Genomic DNA, 17245 nt, shown 5'->3' with positions numbered 1-17245 from the left:
GGAATCGATTCAGCTGGCCCGGGGCTCGTCGAGAAAGCGCTCGTTAAGGATGTCGGGTACGTTTTCCGGGTAAATCGGCCGGGAGAAATAGTAGCCCTGCAGCAGGTCGCATTCCCGCTTGATCAGGAAATCCAGCTGCGATTTTTCCTCGATACCCTCGGCGATCACTTCCAGGTTGAGGGTTTTGGAAAGTGCGATGATCGCCTCGACGATGGCCGCGCCGTCGGCAGTCTGCATATCGGCGACAAAGCTCTTGTCGATCTTCAGCGTATCGATGGGGAAGCGCTTGAGGTAACTGAGGGAGGAGTAACCGGTACCAAAATCATCCACGGCGAGTTTCAGGCCAAGGGCTTTCAGTTTCCGCAGCTTTTCAATGTTGGTTGGCGCGTCGTTCATGATCGCGCTTTCGGTGAGTTCCAGCTCCAGCCGGTCCGGGGATAGCCCGGAGGTTTCCAGGAACTCCTTGAGCCATTCCGGTAATCCGCTCTGGTTGAACTGCAGGGGCGAAATATTGACGCTGATGGAAAACCGCTTGAGCCCGAGAGAGTCCCAGTACTGGCAGTGCCGGACCACCTCGTGCAGAACCCATTCTCCCAGTTCGATAATCTGCCCGGTGCGCTCGGCCACGGGAATGAACTCCCCGGGCGGCACCATGCCCCGCTGCGGGTGTTTCCAGCGGACCAGGGCTTCCATGCTCACGACTTCGCCGGTGCGGGAATCCACCTGGGGCTGGTAGCGCAACTCCAGTTCGTGGTTGCGCATGGCGTGGCGCAGCTCTTCTTCCATCTTGAGCTGTTCCACCGCCTGGGCATTCATCTGTTCGTTGTAAAAGCGGAAGCAGGCCCGGCCTTCGGCCTTGGCTGCGTACATGGCGGTATCCGCGTTGCGCAGCAGGGTGTCCGGGTTTTCACCGTCCTGTGGGTAAAGCGCGATGCCGATGCTGGGCGTTACCACCGGGTTGTGGGACTGCAGGGGAATCGGCTGGGACAGGGTGTCCAGAATCCGCTTCGCGACCCTTTCTATCTGGTTGGAATCGGCGATGTCCGAAAGCACGACGGTGAACTCGTCGCCACCCAGGCGAGCGATCTCGGTGTTTGATTCCGGGAAGTCTTCCGCGCTGTTGTCGGTGTAATAGTTGATGGCATCGTCTTCGCGCAGTTCCAGCGTCAGGCGCTTGGCGATTTCGACCAGCAGGCGGTCGCCACGCCCGTGGCCTATCGAGTCGTTGATCCGCTTGAAGTGGTCGAGGTCGATGAACATCAGCGCGGCGCCTGTGCCGTGGCGGCGGCAGCGCTTGAGTATGCGGTTGAGCTGTTCGTTGAAGCTGCGGCGGTTCGGCAGGCTGGTCAGCGGATCGTAGTAGGCGAGATAACGCAGCCGGTCTTCCTGCCGCTTGAGCGCATTGAAGGCGTCGCTGGCGCGCAGCATGTACTGGACGTCGCGGCCGAGCAGTGTCCAGTTGACCGGTTTGGTCTTGTACTGGGTGGCCCCGGCTTCGAAACCCTGGTCGATCGATTCCCGGTCGTCCGAGCCGGTGACAATCATGATCGGAATAGACTCGCCCTGGGGCAACTGGCGGATGCGGCGACACACTTCCAGGCCGTTCATTTCCGGCATTTCCACATCCAGGAACACCAGGTCGGGGCGCTCGCGCACGAAGATGTCGATGGCTTCTATACCATCACTGGCTTCGAGCACCGTCATGCCTTCGGACTCGAGGCACTGTCGAGTCAGCAGGCGTACGTTGAAGTCGTCGTCGCAAACTAGAATTTTGGCCCGGGGGAGCAGGCCATCGTGACTGGGCATCGATATCCGGGAACGGTAGTCTTATCTGCCAATAGGCTACCATCCCTTGTGGCACCCGCCTAGACAAGAATGGAGTTTACACCAGTTCGCTCAGGGAATGAGGGATTCGCGGCGTTTGTAGTGCTGTTCCTGGATAAAACGGGGGAGTTGCTGCAGGGGGAAGGCGGGGCTGTAGTAAAAACCCTGCACCTGCTGGCAATGATTGTCGCGCAGGAATTCGATCTGTTCGTAGGTTTCCGCTCCCTCCGCGATCACCAGCAGGTCCATGCGGCGGCCCATCTCGATAATCATGTTGCAGACGGCAGCCTGGTGCGCGTTGTGGGGCAGGTCGCGGACGAAGCGCGCGTCGATCTTGAGCGCCGAGATCGGCAGTTCGGTCAGGTGTGACAGCTGTGAAAATCCGGTGCCGAAGTCATCGAGGGAAAAGGAAATTCCCAGCAGGCGCAATTCGTCCATGCGCTGCTGGACGGCCTCGGGGCTTTTCAGGATGGTGGATTCGGTGAGCTCGAATTCCAGGCGTGAGGGCTCGCAGCCGGTGCGCTTGATGATCTCCTTGACGATGGAGACAAAGGGGTCATCCTGGAACTGGGTGAAGGAGATATTCACGGCCACATCGACATCGTGAATGCCCTGTTCCTCCATCCACACCTGTGCCGAGCAGGCGTGCTGGATTACCTGGTAACCGATGGTCTTGAGCAGGCCCATGTCTTCACAGGCGCTGATAAATTCGCGCGGCAGTAACAGTCCGCGTTCCGGGTGATTCCAGCGCAGGAGCGCTTCCAGGCCGACCAGGCGCCCGGTGCCGAGGTCGATCCGGGGCTGGTAGTGCAGTTCAAACTGGTTCTTGCGCACGGCGTTGCGCAGTTCCGCGGCGAGGGTGCTGTTGCCGCCGTGGTCAAAGGAGAGCTGCTCGCTGAAGCGAACGAATTTACTGCCGCTGATGCTCTTGGCCTGCTGCATGGCGGAGCGGGCGCATTCCACCAGGTCGGGGAACTCCTGCCCGTCGTCGGGGTAGATGGCCGCGCCGATACTGGCGGCGATGGAAACCTGCTGGTCGCTCAGGATCATCGGTGCGGCGATCGAGCTGAGCATTTTTTCCGCAATCTGCTGCACGTCCTCGGCGCTGGCCACGTCCTCGAGGACGATCGCGAACTCGTCGGCTCCCATGCGGGCGATGCTGTCGGTACTGCGCAGTTTGTTGAGCAGCCGGCGGGAGATGGTCTTGATCATCAGGTCGCCGTCGGCTTCACCGTAGTGATCGTTGATATTGGCAAACTGGTCCATATTGACGTAGAGCAGCGCGGTGTTGAACCCGTAACGCCGGGAGCGCTCCATGGCGCGTTCCAGGTGCGCCCGGAAACCGGCGCGGTTGAGGGCGCCGGTGAGCGAGTCGCGGTGGGAGAGCTGCTGGATGCGGTGCTCGGCTTCGCTCAGGCGAATCGTGTAGTCCAGCACCCGGTGCACGAGGTTGTCGTGCAATTGGCTGCGCAGCAGGTAGTCCCGGGCGCCCAGGTCCCGCATCTGTTCTATCTGCGGATAATTCTCCTCGTCGAGCAGGAGGATGATGGGGGTCGGGGAGTCGTGCTTCTGGGCGAGCCGCAACAGGTATTCGGTCTCCGCGCCCATCGCCATGATGACGGCATCTACCGCGGGGTCGAGGAGGGTTTCCACGGGGCGTTCCATGGACTCCGGCACGATCAACTGGAAGCGTTTGGGGGTCGCGCGCTGCAGGCACTGGCCGAGTATCAGGTGGTCCGCCTGATTCTCGGAAATGATCAATACCGTGTATTGCCCCACTAATGGCCCCTGGTCATCGCCCTGATTATTGGTGCCGGTGTAAGGCCCGCGCCATTAACACCGATCTGCGCGTTGCGCTTATCCTTTATATAACATGAAGTTATACGGAAACATTGAGAAAATTTCTAGTGAATGTTCACAAAAAATGCCGCAGTTCCATCCAGCGCTCCCCAGCGTGGCCCAAAAGTGGTGAATACGCGGGCAGGGGGAATTTTGTGGCGGCTACCGGGCCTAATAAACTGTGGTAGACTTTGCGCCCCTTTCCAGCTCACTCCACGCTGTCCGTCATGAGCATCGCTTCCGAAAAACTCGAGTCCATTCGCCTGCAGGTCCAGAACCACCTGGATCACGCCGAACAGCAGCGCCTGTCTCCCGCCGAGGAAGCGGCGCTGAAGGAGCGCATCAAGGCGTGCCTGGTCGAGGAAAACGCGGTCATTGTGGCGCACTACTATACCTCGCCGGTGGTACAGGCGCTGGCGGAAGAGACGGGCGGCTGCATTTCCGACTCCCTGGAGATGGCCCGCTTCGGCCGCGAGCACCCGGCAAAGACGCTGGTCGTCGCCGGGGTGAAGTTCATGGGCGAGACCGCCAAGATCCTGACCCCGGAAAAGCGGGTACTGATGCCGACGTTGGAGGCCACCTGTTCGCTGGATCTGGGCTGCCCGATCGACGAGTTCTCCGCATTCTGTGACCAGCACCCCGACCGCACCGTGGTGGTGTATGCAAACACCTCCGCGGCGGTGAAAGCGCGGGCCGACTGGGTGGTCACCTCGAGCATCGCGCTGGATGTGGCGGAGCACCTGGCGGAACTGGGCGAGAAAATCATCTGGGCGCCCGACCAGCACCTGGGCAATTATGTGCGCCGTGAAACCGGTGCAGACATCCTGATGTGGGATGGCGCCTGCATCGTGCACGAGGAATTCAAGGCCCGCGGGATCGCCGACCTCAAGGCGGTCTACCCCGAGGCGGCGGTACTGGTGCACCCGGAATCCCCGGAGTCGGTGCTCGAGTTGGCCGACCGGGTGGGTTCCACCACGCAGATCATTCGCGCGGCGAAGGAAATGCCCAACCGGCAGTTTATCGTCGCCACCGACCAGGGCATCTTCTACAAGATGCAACAGGAGGCGCCGGACAAGGAGCTGATCATCGCCCCCACCGCCGGTGAAGGCGCAACCTGCCGCAGCTGTGCCAACTGCCCCTGGATGGCCATGAACGACCTCGAGGCCCTGGCCGCGGTGTTTGATCGCGATGATAACGAGATCTTCGTCGACCCCGGCCTGGGCGAGAAAGCCATGGTTCCCCTGCAGCGCATGCTCGATTTTGCCGCCGGGCTCAACGTCCCGGTCAAAGGCAACGCCTGATCCCGCGCAACGGGGCGCCCGGTCAGAGGCGCTCCATCTCCTCACGCATCTTTGCCACATCCGCCAGCCGCTGGTTGATCCGCGCGCTGGTGGGGTAGTCGTTCTTCACGAGCTTCTGTGCGTATTCCAGTTGCTGCTGTGCCTGGTCCAGGTAACCGTTGAGAATAAAATACTCCGCCCGCGCCTGGTGCAGGCCGATGATGTTGCCGGAAAGCCCCTGCACCTCCGCCAGTTCATACCACAGGCCGGGGTCATTGGGTCGCAGCTTGCTCTGCTCCACCAGCACTTCCTCGGCAATGTGGGGCTGCTGGTTGCGGGTCAGGGCCCGGGCGTACTGCATGGTCAGGGGGTGGTTGCCGGGATTGAGGGCGAGCTGTTGGCGCAGCGCATCCACCGCTTTCTGGGGGTTGCCGCTCTGCAGGTCGATTTCGGAGCCCGCGATGATGTATTCCAGCCGGTCCGGGTCGCCGGACCAGATGCTGTCCAGTTCCAGGGCTGCCTCGTCGGCGCGCCCGGCGTCGATCAATGCCAGTACCAGGCCGTAGCGGGCGGCCTGCGGGGAGCGCGGGGAGCCTTGCAGGGCGCCGCGGAAGTACTGCACCGCTTCCTCGGGGGTGTTGCTCAACTGGTTGACCACCCGCGCCCGCATCAGCTGGAACTCGAGGTTGTCCGGGTGTATCTGGCGCGGGTACTGGCGCGCCCGGTTCTGGGTGTCGGCCACCCGGTTCTCCGACAGCGGGTGGCTGCGCAGGAACTCCGGAATGCGTTCGGCGCTGGTGTAGCGGGAGGACTGCAGCATGCGCTCGAACATGGCCGGCGCGGCGTAGGGGTCCATGCCGGCGTCGACCAGCGTCTGCATGCCGATACGGTCGGCCTCCTGTTCGTTCTGGCGGCTGAAGCGCAGCGCATTGTTCTGCGCCAGGGCCTGGGAGGCGTTGATCGCCGCCATACCCGCCTCGCCGCCTGCGGTCGCCATGACCACCAGGCCGGCCAGCAGGGCGGCCAGGTTGATCGGCATCTGGTTTTGCTGGTATTCCACCCCGCGGGAAAAGTGCCGCTGGCTGAGGTGGGCAAGTTCGTGGGCCAGCACGGTGGCCAGTTCGTCTTCGCTCTGGGCGTAGAGGAGCAGGCCGTTGTGGACGCCGATTACCCCGCCCGGTACTGCGAACGCGTTGATGGTCGGGTTGTCGACGATCACCAGTTCCAGGCGCCGGTCCTGCAGCTGGCTGTGGGTGGCCAGCTGGTAGATCAGGTTGTTCAGGTATTCGTAGAGCAGGGGGTCGTCGATGGTGTGCACCTGGCTGCGGAAACTGCGCAGCCAGATACGGCCGATCTGGTGCTCGAATTCTCCCGAGAACATGCTGGTGCTGGCGTCGCCCAGGTTGGGCAGCTTCAGGCCGTCCGTCGCGGTGCCAGCTGCTACGGGCGTCGAAAGCGTTGCGGCGAGCAGGGCAGGTAACAGCCGGCGCCAGCCGGTCGGGGTTGCGGTGGAGGAATACAACACGGGGTCAGGGCACTTGGTTTCGGTCTTTCCTGAAAAGGTTGATTGTATCCCAGGCAGCGGATGCCGGGACACACTGCTGTGGAATCTCTGGTTCCGCCTAATTCGATGACCGCGCGCTGCCAAAGTTCATTCCGTCGGGGCGAATGCGTATACTCAGGCCACTGTTTTATAACCGAGTGAACACATGAGCCAGCAGGTGGTGACGGAAGTGGATGCGCGCGGGTTGCAATGCCCCATGCCCTTGCTCAAGGCCAAACGGGCCCTGAACAGTCTCGCCAGCGGTGACCAGTTGCGGGTGCTGGCAACCGATAGCGGTTCGCAGCGCGACTTCGAGGTGTTTGCCCGGCAATCCGGCCATCGCCTGCTCGAATCCGCCTGTGACGCGGGAGTCTACAGCTACCTGCTGCAAAAGCGCTGATCACGGAGAGTTCGAGCTATGCTGGAAGTGTTCAAGAAATGGGGCCGGCGCTACCTGTTTGAAGAGGAGGCGATACTGCTGCTGGTGCTGATCGTCGGCTCGATTCTCCTGCTGATGACCATCGGCGACATCCTCGCCCCCCTGCTCGCCTCCATCGTACTGGCCTACCTGATGCAGGGTGTATCGGGACAGCTGGTGCAGCACGGGGTCCCCAGCTGGTTGGGGGTGGCCCTTGCCTACCTGTTGTTTATCGGCGGCTTCTTCGGTGTCACCCTCGGCCTGTTTCCGCTGGTATGGCGGCAGCTGGCCTCGCTGGCCGGTGATCTGCCCCGCTATATCGACCAGGGCAAGCAGGTGCTGCTGGTGCTGCCGGAGCGCTACCCGGGGCTGGTCAGCAGCGACCAGATTGCCGGGCTTATCGAGCTCGCCCAGGCGGAGGCGGCCAGCATGGGCCAGATCGTGGTAACCCGCTCGCTGGCCTCATTGCCGGGGGTGTTCTCGGTGATGATGTACATGATCCTCATCCCCATCCTGGTATTTTTCTTCCTGCGCGACCGCGAGCTGATTCTCTCCTGGCTGGGTGGTTTCCTGCCCGACGAGCGCCCCCTGCTGCGGCGTATCTGGGGGGAGATGAACCAGCAGTTCGCCAACTATTCTCGCGGCAAGGTTCTCGAAATCATCATTGTCGGCAGCGTCAGTTATATCTGCTTTGCCTGGATAGAACTGCGCTATGCCGCCCTGCTGGGGCTGCTGGTGGGCCTGTCGGTCATCATCCCCTATATCGGCGCGGCCCTGGTCACCGTGCCGGTGCTGGCTGTCGGGTTTTTCCAGTGGGGCTTTTCCAATGACTTTTATGTGCTTTGTGTTGTCTATCTTGTGATCCAGGGACTGGATGGCAACGTGCTGGTACCCCTGCTGTTTTCCGAGGCGGTGAACCTGCACCCGGTGGCGATTATCCTGGCGATTCTCTTCTTCGGGGGAATCTGGGGATTGTGGGGGGTCTTTTTCGCGATCCCCCTGGCCACCATGATCAAGGCCGTAATCTATGCCTGGCCGTCGCGCGGCGACATTGTAGCGGCCGACGTACCAGTCGAATAATCTGTGGAGTGATGCATGAGTCAACACCTGTCGCGGTGGTATACCGCTACCGCCGTTCTATTGGTTTCACTGTTACTGGGCGCCTGTGCCAGCCTGCCCCCCGAAACAGCGCAGCCGGTCAAGAGCCCCAGCGACAGCCGGGAGTACCGCTACATCACGCTGGACAACCAGCTGCAGGTGCTGCTGATTTCCGATCCCAACACGCCGACGGCCGCAGCCTCGCTGGATGTGGCAACCGGCAGCGCCGATAACCCGCCGGGCCGGGAGGGCCTCGCCCACTTCCTCGAGCACATGCTGTTCCTGGGCACGGACAAGTACCCGGATTCCGCCGAGTACGAAGAGTTCATCACCGGGCACGGCGGCAACCACAACGCCTATACCAGCACCGAGAACACCAATTACTTCTTCGATATCGACGCCCCCTACCTGGACGAGGCGCTGGACCGTTTTGCCCAGTTCTTCGTGGCGCCGAAGTTTGACGAGGTCTATGTGGATCGCGAGAAGAACGCGGTCGAGGCGGAATACCAGATGGGCCTGAGCAGCGACGGCCGGCGCGGCATGGACGTGCTGCAGGAAGTCATGAATCCGCAGCACACCTACAGCCGCTTCAGCGTCGGTTCACTGGAAACCCTGGCTGACCGCCCCGGCGACAAGGTGCGCGACGACCTCATCGCGTTCTACGACAGTCACTATTCCGCCAACCTGATGCGACTGGTGGTGCTCGGTTCGCAGTCGCTGGATGAACTGCAGTCGATGGTGGCGCCGAAATTTTCCCCGGTGCCGAACAAGTCGCTGGGAGTTGCGCAGATCGACCAGCCGCTGTTCGAACCCGACGAGCTGCCGCTGTTCGTGCAGATCAGGCCGCAGGCCTCTTCGCGCGAGTTGCAGGTGTTCTTTCCCATCGATGATTACCGTGCCGAGTACCACGCCCAGCCGCTGTCCTACCTGGGCAACCTGGTAGGCCATGAGGGGGAGGGCAGCCTGCTCTCGCAACTCAAAGCCGAGGGGCTGGCGGAAAGCCTCGCCGCGGGCAACGGGCTGCAATGGAATGGCGGTTCGCTGTTCAGTGTCACGGTAACGCTTACCGAGAAAGGCGTGAGCGAGCACGATCGCATCCTGCAGTTGTTGTTTGGCTACATGGATATGCTGCGCCAGCAGGGGCCGAAGCGCTGGCTGTATGAGGAGCAGGGGCAGCTGGCTGAACTGGCTTTCGAATTCAAGGAAAAGGGCAGTCCCATGTCCTACGTTGCGCGCCTGGCGGACAACATGCATGTTTATTCGCCCCGGGACATCCTGCGCGGCGCCTACATCATGGACGATTACGATTCCGCCATGCTGGCGGGCCTGATGGCGGACATCACCGCTGACCGCGCGGTGGTCATCCTCGAGGCGCCCTCGGTCACGACCGACCGGGAGTCGCGCAATTACGCCACACCGTATTCGGTGCAGGCGCTGCAGGGCGCCGTGCCCGAGGCCTGGCGCAATCCGGAGGCCGCCAGTCTGTTCCACCTGCCGGCACCCAATGCCTTCATCGCCGAGGATGTTTCCCTGGTGCCGCTGGTCCCGGGTATGTCCGGGAATCCGGGCAAGGTCTACGGCGACCAGCGCAGTGAGATCTGGTTTGCCCAGAGCAGCGAGTTCCGTATTCCGCGTGGCGCCACCTATATCAATTTCCGTTCACCACTGGTGGGGCAGAGCCCCGAGCAGTCCGCGGCCGCGGCGCTGTACACGGCATTGTTGATGGACCGGGTGAACGAATATACCTATCCGGCCATGCTGGCGGGTCTCAACTTCAGTCTTTACAAGCACGCACAGGGCATCAGCCTGCGGGTCAGTGGTTACAACGACAAGCAGTCGCGCCTGCTCGATGACCTGTTCGCCGTCATCAAGTCGCCGGGCTTCGATGCAGCGCGCTTCGCCAACATTCGCGCGGACATGATTCGCTCCCTGCGCAATACGGCGGCACAGAACCCGGGCCGGCAGGCAATGGATGACCTGCGGGAGTCGCTGCTCTATGGCGAGTGGGGAGAGGAGGCGCTGATTGCCGCACTCCAGGGCATGAGCCTCGCGGACCTGGAGGACTACGCCAACCGCTTCTGGCAGGGCGCCAGCGCCCAGGCGCTGGTCTACGGCAACTACCCGCCAGAGGCAGTAACCACGCTGGCCGGCCAGCTCAAGGTGCTGCTGCCGGCGGGGATGCCGGCAGCCCTGCCGCCCCTGCGGGTACTGGAGCTGAAAGCGGGTGAATCGGTGCTCTACCCGGTTGCCCTGGAGCATGAAGATGCGGTGCTCGCCTGGTACCTGCAGGGGGCGGGCAACAGCTGGCAGGATCGCGCGGCGACCGCGATGACCGGCCAGTTGATCAAATCCGGTTTCTTCCAGCAACTGCGCACCGAGCAGCAACTGGGCTACATGGTCTCGGCCTTTTACTGGCCGCAAATGGACATCCCGGCGCTGGTAATGCTGATCCAGTCGCCGGTGGCTGACACGGCAGTGCTGGCGGAAGCCATGGACACGTACTTGCGCTCGGTGCCCGCTGAGATCGATGCGGAACAGTTTGCCCGCAACAAGCAGGCACTGTTGAACGAGGTACTGCGGCCGGACGAGAACATGTGGCAGCGCGCGGAATTCTACTGGCAGTCCCTGGCCCGCAAGCAGTTCGATTTCGATTCCCGTGACCAGCAGGCCGAAGCCCTGCGCGCACTCACCCTGGAGCAGTGGCAGGACTACTACAACACCACTTTCCTGCAGCAGCGTCACTCCCTGCAGGTCGCCGCCCCGGGTGCCCGCGAAACCCTGCCCGCCGGTTCCCAGCGGCGGGTGGAGTCCGCCGCGGAGTTGAAATCCGGCCACAGGGTCTATCTTGTAGAGTGACCCGCTGCGTCCCGGGGAAGTGACCAACCCGGGACAAGCTTAAGGTTCTAATGTGGAACTGATATTCCATTTCGAGGCGTAATGGGGTAGGGTGTGCGGGCGCTGCAGGTGGCGACCGGGCACTTTTTGCTCATCGTTCCCCCAGTTCTGAGGTGGAGTATGCGATAAGGGTTCTGTTATAGAACTATAAATGCGTCCCCCGACACGTTTTCTACACGAGGTGAGCATGGAAGATATCGATCCCATTGAAACTGAAGAATGGCTGCAATCCCTGGACGCGGTTATCCGCCACCAGGGCCTGGACCGGGCCCGCTACCTGTTGATGGCGCTGGGCCGTCACGGGCTCAAGCAGCGGGTCAGCCTGCCGTCATCCATCGTGACCCCTTTCGTCAACAGCATTGCCCCGGAAGACGAGAAACTCATGCCCGGGGACCTGTTCATGGAGCGGCGTATCCGTTCGCTGGTGCGCTGGAACGCGCTGGCCATGGTGATGCGTGCCAACCGTAACAACGAGGGCCTGGGCGGACACATTTCCAGTTTCTCTTCCAGCGCGACCCTCTACGACGTCGGCTACAACTATTTCTTCCGCGGCACCGACAACGGGCACCCCGGAGACCTGGTGTTCTACCAGGGGCACTCGGCGCCGGGTATGTACGCCCGCTCCTATCTGGAAGGGCGGCTCTCGGAAGAGCAGCTGGATAATTTCCGCCGCGAGGTGGACGGCAATGGCCTCTCCTCCTATCCGCACCCCTGGCTGATGCCGGATTACTGGCAGTTCCCCACAGTGTCCATGGGCCTGGGGCCGATCCAGGCGATCTACCAGGCGCACGTGATGAAATACCAGCAAAGTCGCGGGCTGGTCGATCACCAGGACCGCAATGTCTGGTGTTTCATGGGCGACGGTGAGTGTGACGAGCCGGAATCCCTCGGCGCGATCGCCCTGGCCGGGCGCGAACGCCTCGGCAACCTGATTTTCGTCGTCAACTGCAACCTGCAGCGCCTCGATGGCCCGGTGCGCGGCAACGGCAAGATCATCCAGGAGCTGGAGGGCGTGTTCCGCGGCGCGGGCTGGAACGTCATCAAGGTCATCTGGGGTCGCAAGTGGGACCCGCTGCTGCAAAAGGACGACAGCGGCCTGCTGCGCCAGCGCATGGACGAGGTCTGCGACGGCGAGTTGCAGAACTACAAGTACAACGGCGGCGCCTATACCCGGGAGCATTTCTTCGGCAAGTACCCGGAGACCCTGAAACTGGTGGAAGACCTTTCCGACGAGGACATCATGTACCTCAACCGTGGTGGCCACGACCCCTACAAGGTCTATGCCGCCTACGCGGAAGCCGTCGAGGAGAGCGAGCGTCCCACCGTGATTCTGGCCATGACCGTGAAAGGCTATGGCATGGGTGAGGCGGGTGAGGCCAACAACGAAACCCACTCGCTGAAAAAACTCGATATGGACAGCCTGAAGGCCTTCCGCGACCGCTTCGGCATCCCCCTGAAGGACTCCGAACTGGCAGAGGTGCCCTATTACCGCCCCGATCCGGAGAGCCCCGAAATGCGCTATATGCGCGAAGTGCGGGGCGAACTCGGCGGCATGATTCCGGTGCGGCGCAGCCGGATGGAAACCCTGAAAACACCGCCGCTCGCGGCGTTTTCCAAGCAACTGGAGAGCAGCGGCAAGCGGGAAATCTCCACCACCATGGCCTTTGTCCGGATTCTCTCCGGCCTGGTCAAGGACAAGGCCATCGGCGAGCGCATCGTGCCGATCGTGCCGGACGAGGCGCGCACCTTCGGCATGGAGGGTATGTTCCGCCAGCTCGGCATCTACTCCTCCGTGGGGCAGCGCTACACCCCGCAGGACGCCGGCCAGATCATGTTCTACAAGGAGGACAAGAAAGGCCAGATTCTCGAGGAGGGGATCAACGAGGCCGGTGCGTTCTCCGCCTGGCTGGCCGCCGCGACCGCATACAGCACCTCCAACTACCCGATGGTGCCGTTCTATATTTTCTACTCCATGTTCGGTTTCCAGCGTATCGGCGACCTCGCCTGGGCGGCGGGTGACTGCCAGGCCCGCGGCTTCCTGATCGGCGCGACCTCGGGTCGGACCACCCTCAATGGGGAGGGCCTGCAGCACCAGGACGGTCACAGCCACCTGATGGCGAGCACCATCCCCAACTGTGTCAGCTACGACCCCACCTACAGCTACGAGTTGACCGTTATCATCCAGGACGGCCTGCGCCGGATGTACGCGGAGGGAGAGAACAAGTTCTACTACATCACCACGATGAACGAGAACTACTACCACCCGGACATGCCCGAAGGTGCTGAGGAAGGCATCATCAAAGGCATGTACCGCCTGCATCGCAGCCCCGCGCGGCACAAGCTGCGCGTGCAGCTGATGGGTTCGGGCAGCATCCTGCGGGAGGTTGAAGCGGCGGCGGAAATCCTCGAGGCTAGGTACAAGGTCGCGGCGGATATCTGGAGCATTACCTCGGTGAACGAACTGCAGCGCGATGGCAAGGCGGTACAGCGCTGGAACATGCTGCACCCCGAGGAAACGCCGCGGGTGCCCTATGTCACGCAACTGCTGCAGGACGAACCGGGGCCGTTTATCGCCGCAACCGATTACCTGAAGGCCTATGCGGACCAGTTGCGTGAATTCATCCCCGGCCGCTATATCGTGCTGGGTACCGACGGTTACGGCCGCTCGGACACCCGGGCGAAACTGCGTAACTTCTTCGAGGTGAGCCGGGACTTCATCGTGCTGGCGGCGCTCAAGTCGCTGGCCGACGAGGGCAGTATCGAGGCGGCCAAGGTGACCGCTGCCATGCAGGACCTGAATATTCCGGCCGACAAGGTCGATCCGTTAACCGTTTGATAAAGGGGGAGTTGCAATGGCGAAAGAGCAAGTAACAGTCCCGGATATCGGCGGCGGCGAAGCGGAAGTTATCGAGGTGCTGGTGCGGGTCGGCGACGAGGTCGGCCTGGAGCAGGGCCTGGTGGTGCTGGAGTCCGACAAGGCTTCCATGGAAATCCCCTCGACGGCGGCCGGCAAGGTCCTCGAGGTGCTGGTATCCGAGGGGCAGCAACTGGCGGAGGGTGCGCCCATCCTGGTGGTGGAGACCGATGCCGCGGGCGGGGAGGACACTCCGGCAGGGGTGGCGGCGCAGGAGGCAGCCGACGAGGCCGCTGTGGCAGCGGATGCGCCCGCGGCGGCACAAGCCGAATCGCGACCGTCGACTCTGGCAGACGGCGCTGCCGTGGGAACCGCTGGTGGCGCCGGCGAAGAACAGGTCGTCCCGGTGCCGGATATCGGCACCGACGGCGAGGTGGACCTCGTTGAAATCAGTGTCGCGGTTGGCGACAGTGTAGCCGAGGGGGACTCGCTGGTCGTCCTGGAGTCGGACAAGGCATCGATGGAAGTGCCTTCCCCGGCTGCGGGCGAGGTGCTGGAAATTCGTGTCAAGGAAGGCCAGAAAGTCAGCCAGGGCACCGAACTGCTGGTGCTGCGCAGTGCTGGCGGCAGCGCGGCAGCGGCAGTGCCCGGTGCGCCGGCAGCGGAAAAGCCGCCGGCGCCTCCGCCGCAGGCAGACCGCCCGGCGGCACCGCCTCCGGCGCCGGCCGCACCCGTGCAGAAGGCTGGGGTATCCGCCGGCGTCGCGGCGGGAGCCGATGTCTACGCCGGGCCCGCGGTGCGGATGCTGGCGCGGGAGTTTGGCATCGATCTGTCACAGGTGAAGGCGAGTGGCCCCCGCGGCCGCATCCTCAAGGAGGACCTGCACGCCTTTTCCCGCGAGCGCCTCAGCGCGCCCGCCGGTGCTGCGAGCACTGCGGGCATTCCCGCAGTCCCGGAAGTGGATTTCGCGAAGTTCGGCGAGGTGGAAGTCACCCAGCGCAGCAAGCTGGACAAACTGACCTCCGACAACATGCAGCGCAGCTGGCTTAACGTGCCCCACGTCACCCAGTACGACGACGCCGATGTCACCGAACTGGAGGAATTCCGGGCATCGCTGAAGTCACAGGCGGAAAAGCGCGGAACCCGGGTAACCCCGCTGCCCTTCCTGCTCAAGGCCTGTGCCGTGGCGCTCAAGGACAACCCCAAGTTCTGCAGTTCGCTGGCCGACGGCGGCGATTCGCTGGTGTACAAGAAGTACATCCACATTGGTATCGCGGTGGATACCCCGGCGGGCCTGCTGGTGCCGGTGATACGCGACGTGGACAAGAAGGGTATCTGGGAGCTCTCCGAGGAGGTGCTCGAGATGGCCGCGAAGGCCCGCGAGCGCAAGCTGACCGCGGCCCAGATGCAGGGGGGCTGCTTCACCATTTCCAGTCTCGGGGCGATTGGCGGCACCGGATTTTCGCCGATCATCAATACGCCGGAGGTGGGTATCCTCGGGGTTTCGCGGACTCGCACGGCGCCGGTCTGGGACGGCCAGGCCTTCGTGCCGCGGCAGATGCTGCCCCTGTCCCTGTCCTACGACCACAGGGTGGTGAACGGCGCGGATGCCGGTCGCTTCCTCACCCAGGTAGTGGAACTGCTCGGGGATATTCGCGGCGCCATTCTCTAGCCCTCGCTCACCATTTTGGTGCTCTTGGCATGGTTTCTGCTACTGTCTGCGGACAGTGGCAGAAATAAATGGGCGCGGCATGGTTGAGCGGCTGCCTGGCTGGTGTCAGGAATTTATCGAGGCCCACGGGCTGGCGCCGGACTATCTGGCCAGTGCACAAAAGTGGTTCGACCCGATGGCCCGTGTTATAGCGGAGCACCAGAATGGTGCTTCCCGCCCCTGGCTGGTGGCGCTCAACGGCAGCCAGGGCTCCGGTAAGTCGACGCTCTCCGACTACCTCTGCGCGTTGTTCCAGGCCGGCTACGGCCTGCGCTGCGCAGTACTCTCCCTCGACGATTTTTACCTCACGGCCGACGAGCGCAGGCAGCTGGCCAGCGATGTCCATCCGCTGTTCCGCACCCGGGGAGTGCCGGGCACCCACGATACCGGCCTGCTCAAGGCAACCCTCGAGGGGCTGCTCGCCGGTGAACCGGTGCGCATCCCGCGCTTCGACAAGGCCCGGGATGACCGGCGGCCAGAGTCCGGCTGGGACAGTGTGGCAGCGGGCGTCGATATCGTCCTGCTCGAGGGCTGGTGCCTGGGTGCCACTGCCCAGCCGATTGCCGAACTGGCACGACCGGTGAACGCGCTGGAGGCGGATGAGGATTCCGAGGGTCGCTGGCGCGATCACGTCAATGCGGTCCTGGCCCGGGATTTCCCCCCGATTTACCAGCTGGTCGACTGCTGGGCCATGCTGCGGGCTCCATCGTTCGATTGCGTGTACGGCTGGCGCCTGGAGCAGGAGCAGAAACTGGCGCTGAAATCCTCCGGCGCCGGATTGATGAGCGCCGAGGAAATCACCCGCTTTATCCAGTTCTACCAGCGCCTCACCGAACACTGCCTGGCCCGCCTGCCGGCAAAGGTCAACCACCTCTTCGAACTGGATGGCCAGCGTGCCATACAATCCTATACCTACACAGAGGGAGTGCGGGTATGAGCGATGCAGGGAGTATGTTGGTATTCACTGACATGGACGGTTCCCTGCTCGATCACCACGACTACAGTTTCCGGCCGGCGCAGCCGCTGTTGCGTTGGCTGGAGACCGCCGGGGTGCCGGTGATTCCCAACACCAGCAAGACCCGCGCCGAACTCGAGTCCCTGCGTCGCAACCTGCACAACGCCCATCCCTTCATCGTGGAGAACGGCGCGGCCGTGTTCATCCCGATAGGGTATTTCGCGCAACAGCCCGCCGAAACCCGCACCGCCGGTGATTTCTGGGTTCGCGAACTGTCGGCCCCGCGGCAGCGCTGGCTCGATGTGCTGGCTGAGTTGGAAGGCGAATACCCGGGTGAGTTCACCTCCTTTCAACGCGCCGGTACCGCCGGTGTGATGGCGCTGACCGGCCTGCCCGAGAGCTCAGCAGCACAGGCCAACCTGCGCGAGTACAGCGAGCCGGTTTCCTGGCTGGGAGACGCGCCGCGCCGCGAGGCATTTGTCGAAGCCCTGCGCGAGCGCGGCGCCAACCCGTTGCAGGGGGGGCGTTTCCTGACCCTGGCCGGTGACTGCGACAAGGGCAGGGCTCTGCGCTGGCTGCGCGCAGCCTACCTCAGCGCGGGCTATGCTGAACCTGTACATGACATTGCAATTGGCGATAGCGGCAATGACATCGCAATGCTTGAAACGGCGGAGACCGCACTGGTGGTGCGCTCTCCGGTTCACGATTTCCCGCAACTGGAGCGCGGGGACAAAACCCTATACAGCACAGAGTGCGGCCCCTCAGGTTGGGCCGAAGGCGTAGCCCGCTGGTTGGAGGACCTGGGGCATTGTGGTGTACCTAACTGAG

The 17245-nt window shown here is 62.8% G+C and carries 11 protein-coding genes; 8 read left to right on the top strand and 3 right to left on the bottom strand.

The features are described from left to right. Nucleotides 1-9: 9 nt before the first annotated feature. Together ACNKU3_RS11325 and ACNKU3_RS11320 are read right to left on the bottom strand one after the other, a co-directional pair. Nucleotides 10-1806 carry a putative bifunctional diguanylate cyclase/phosphodiesterase gene (locus tag ACNKU3_RS11325; RefSeq protein ID WP_418259578.1) on the bottom strand — a complete coding sequence of 599 codons (1797 nt, stop codon included), beginning with the start codon at nucleotides 1804-1806 and terminating at the stop codon, nucleotides 10-12. Nucleotides 1807-1896: 90 nt separating this feature from the next. After that, nucleotides 1897-3603 (bottom strand): putative bifunctional diguanylate cyclase/phosphodiesterase, encoded by a 1707-nt coding sequence (locus tag ACNKU3_RS11320; RefSeq protein WP_418259577.1) that lies wholly within the window; start codon nucleotides 3601-3603, stop codon nucleotides 1897-1899. A gap of 287 nt (nucleotides 3604-3890) precedes the next feature. Between ACNKU3_RS11320 and nadA the strand changes: the two genes are divergently transcribed. Continuing rightward, nucleotides 3891-4964, top strand: coding sequence for a quinolinate synthase NadA (nadA, locus tag ACNKU3_RS11315; RefSeq protein ID WP_418259576.1), 1074 nt, complete (start codon nucleotides 3891-3893; stop codon nucleotides 4962-4964). A 22-nt stretch (nucleotides 4965-4986) separates the two neighbouring features. On the opposite strand, the gene ACNKU3_RS11310 is transcribed toward nadA, so the two are convergent. Next, nucleotides 4987-6468 (bottom strand): M48 family metalloprotease, encoded by a 1482-nt coding sequence (locus ACNKU3_RS11310; protein WP_418259575.1) that lies wholly within the window; start codon nucleotides 6466-6468, stop codon nucleotides 4987-4989. Between the two features lie 184 nt (nucleotides 6469-6652). On the opposite strand from ACNKU3_RS11310, the gene ACNKU3_RS11305 reads away from it, so the two are divergent. The 7 genes from ACNKU3_RS11305 (at nucleotide 6653) to ACNKU3_RS11275 (ending at nucleotide 17244) form a co-directional block, all read left to right on the top strand. Next, nucleotides 6653-6886 (top strand): sulfurtransferase TusA family protein, encoded by a 234-nt coding sequence (locus tag ACNKU3_RS11305; protein ID WP_418259574.1) that lies wholly within the window; start codon nucleotides 6653-6655, stop codon nucleotides 6884-6886. 18 nt (nucleotides 6887-6904) lie between these two features. Next, nucleotides 6905-7984 (top strand): AI-2E family transporter, encoded by a 1080-nt coding sequence (locus ACNKU3_RS11300; RefSeq protein WP_418259573.1) that lies wholly within the window; start codon nucleotides 6905-6907, stop codon nucleotides 7982-7984. Nucleotides 7985-7999: 15 nt separating this feature from the next. Next, nucleotides 8000-10858 carry an insulinase family protein gene (locus ACNKU3_RS11295; protein WP_418259572.1) on the top strand — a complete coding sequence of 953 codons (2859 nt, stop codon included), beginning with the start codon at nucleotides 8000-8002 and terminating at the stop codon, nucleotides 10856-10858. A gap of 226 nt (nucleotides 10859-11084) precedes the next feature. Continuing rightward, the gene (aceE, locus tag ACNKU3_RS11290; protein ID WP_418259571.1) at nucleotides 11085-13733 is read left to right on the top strand and encodes a pyruvate dehydrogenase (acetyl-transferring), homodimeric type; all 2649 of its coding nucleotides are present in this window, start codon (nucleotides 11085-11087) and stop codon (nucleotides 13731-13733) included. A gap of 16 nt (nucleotides 13734-13749) precedes the next feature. Then, the gene (gene aceF, locus ACNKU3_RS11285; RefSeq protein ID WP_418259570.1) at nucleotides 13750-15423 is read left to right on the top strand and encodes a dihydrolipoyllysine-residue acetyltransferase; all 1674 of its coding nucleotides are present in this window, start codon (nucleotides 13750-13752) and stop codon (nucleotides 15421-15423) included. A 79-nt stretch (nucleotides 15424-15502) separates the two neighbouring features. After that, the gene (locus ACNKU3_RS11280; protein ID WP_418259569.1) at nucleotides 15503-16399 is read left to right on the top strand and encodes a hypothetical protein; all 897 of its coding nucleotides are present in this window, start codon (nucleotides 15503-15505) and stop codon (nucleotides 16397-16399) included. Next, nucleotides 16396-17244 carry an HAD-IIB family hydrolase gene (locus ACNKU3_RS11275; RefSeq protein ID WP_418259568.1) on the top strand — a complete coding sequence of 283 codons (849 nt, stop codon included), beginning with the start codon at nucleotides 16396-16398 and terminating at the stop codon, nucleotides 17242-17244. The genes ACNKU3_RS11280 and ACNKU3_RS11275 overlap by 4 nt, the downstream gene beginning before the upstream one ends. The last annotated feature ends 1 nt before the right edge of the window (nucleotide 17245 follow it).

It is taken from the genome of Haliea sp. E17, assembly GCF_048323675.1.
Classification (GTDB): domain Bacteria; phylum Pseudomonadota; class Gammaproteobacteria; order Pseudomonadales; family Halieaceae; genus Mangrovimicrobium.
Note: the sequence above shows the minus strand (reverse complement) of the source record. Positions and strands in the feature narration are given on the sequence as shown.

Excerpts from the sequence above, each read along its gene's own strand:
- aceF (WP_418259570.1), top strand. The coding sequence starts at position 13,750 with ATGGCGAAAGAGCAAGTAACAGTCCCGGATATCGGCGGCGGCGAAGCG.
- ACNKU3_RS11305 (WP_418259574.1), top strand. The coding sequence starts at position 6,653 with ATGAGCCAGCAGGTGGTGACGGAAGTGGATGCGCGCGGGTTGCAATGC.
- ACNKU3_RS11275 (WP_418259568.1), top strand. The coding sequence starts at position 16,396 with ATGAGCGATGCAGGGAGTATGTTGGTATTCACTGACATGGACGGTTCC.
- nadA (WP_418259576.1), top strand. The coding sequence starts at position 3,891 with ATGAGCATCGCTTCCGAAAAACTCGAGTCCATTCGCCTGCAGGTCCAG.
- ACNKU3_RS11295 (WP_418259572.1), top strand. The coding sequence starts at position 8,000 with ATGAGTCAACACCTGTCGCGGTGGTATACCGCTACCGCCGTTCTATTG.
- ACNKU3_RS11300 (WP_418259573.1), top strand. The coding sequence starts at position 6,905 with ATGCTGGAAGTGTTCAAGAAATGGGGCCGGCGCTACCTGTTTGAAGAG.
- ACNKU3_RS11280 (WP_418259569.1), top strand. The coding sequence starts at position 15,503 with ATGGTTGAGCGGCTGCCTGGCTGGTGTCAGGAATTTATCGAGGCCCAC.
- ACNKU3_RS11325 (WP_418259578.1), bottom strand. The coding sequence starts at position 1,806 with ATGCCCAGTCACGATGGCCTGCTCCCCCGGGCCAAAATTCTAGTTTGC.
- aceE (WP_418259571.1), top strand. The coding sequence starts at position 11,085 with ATGGAAGATATCGATCCCATTGAAACTGAAGAATGGCTGCAATCCCTG.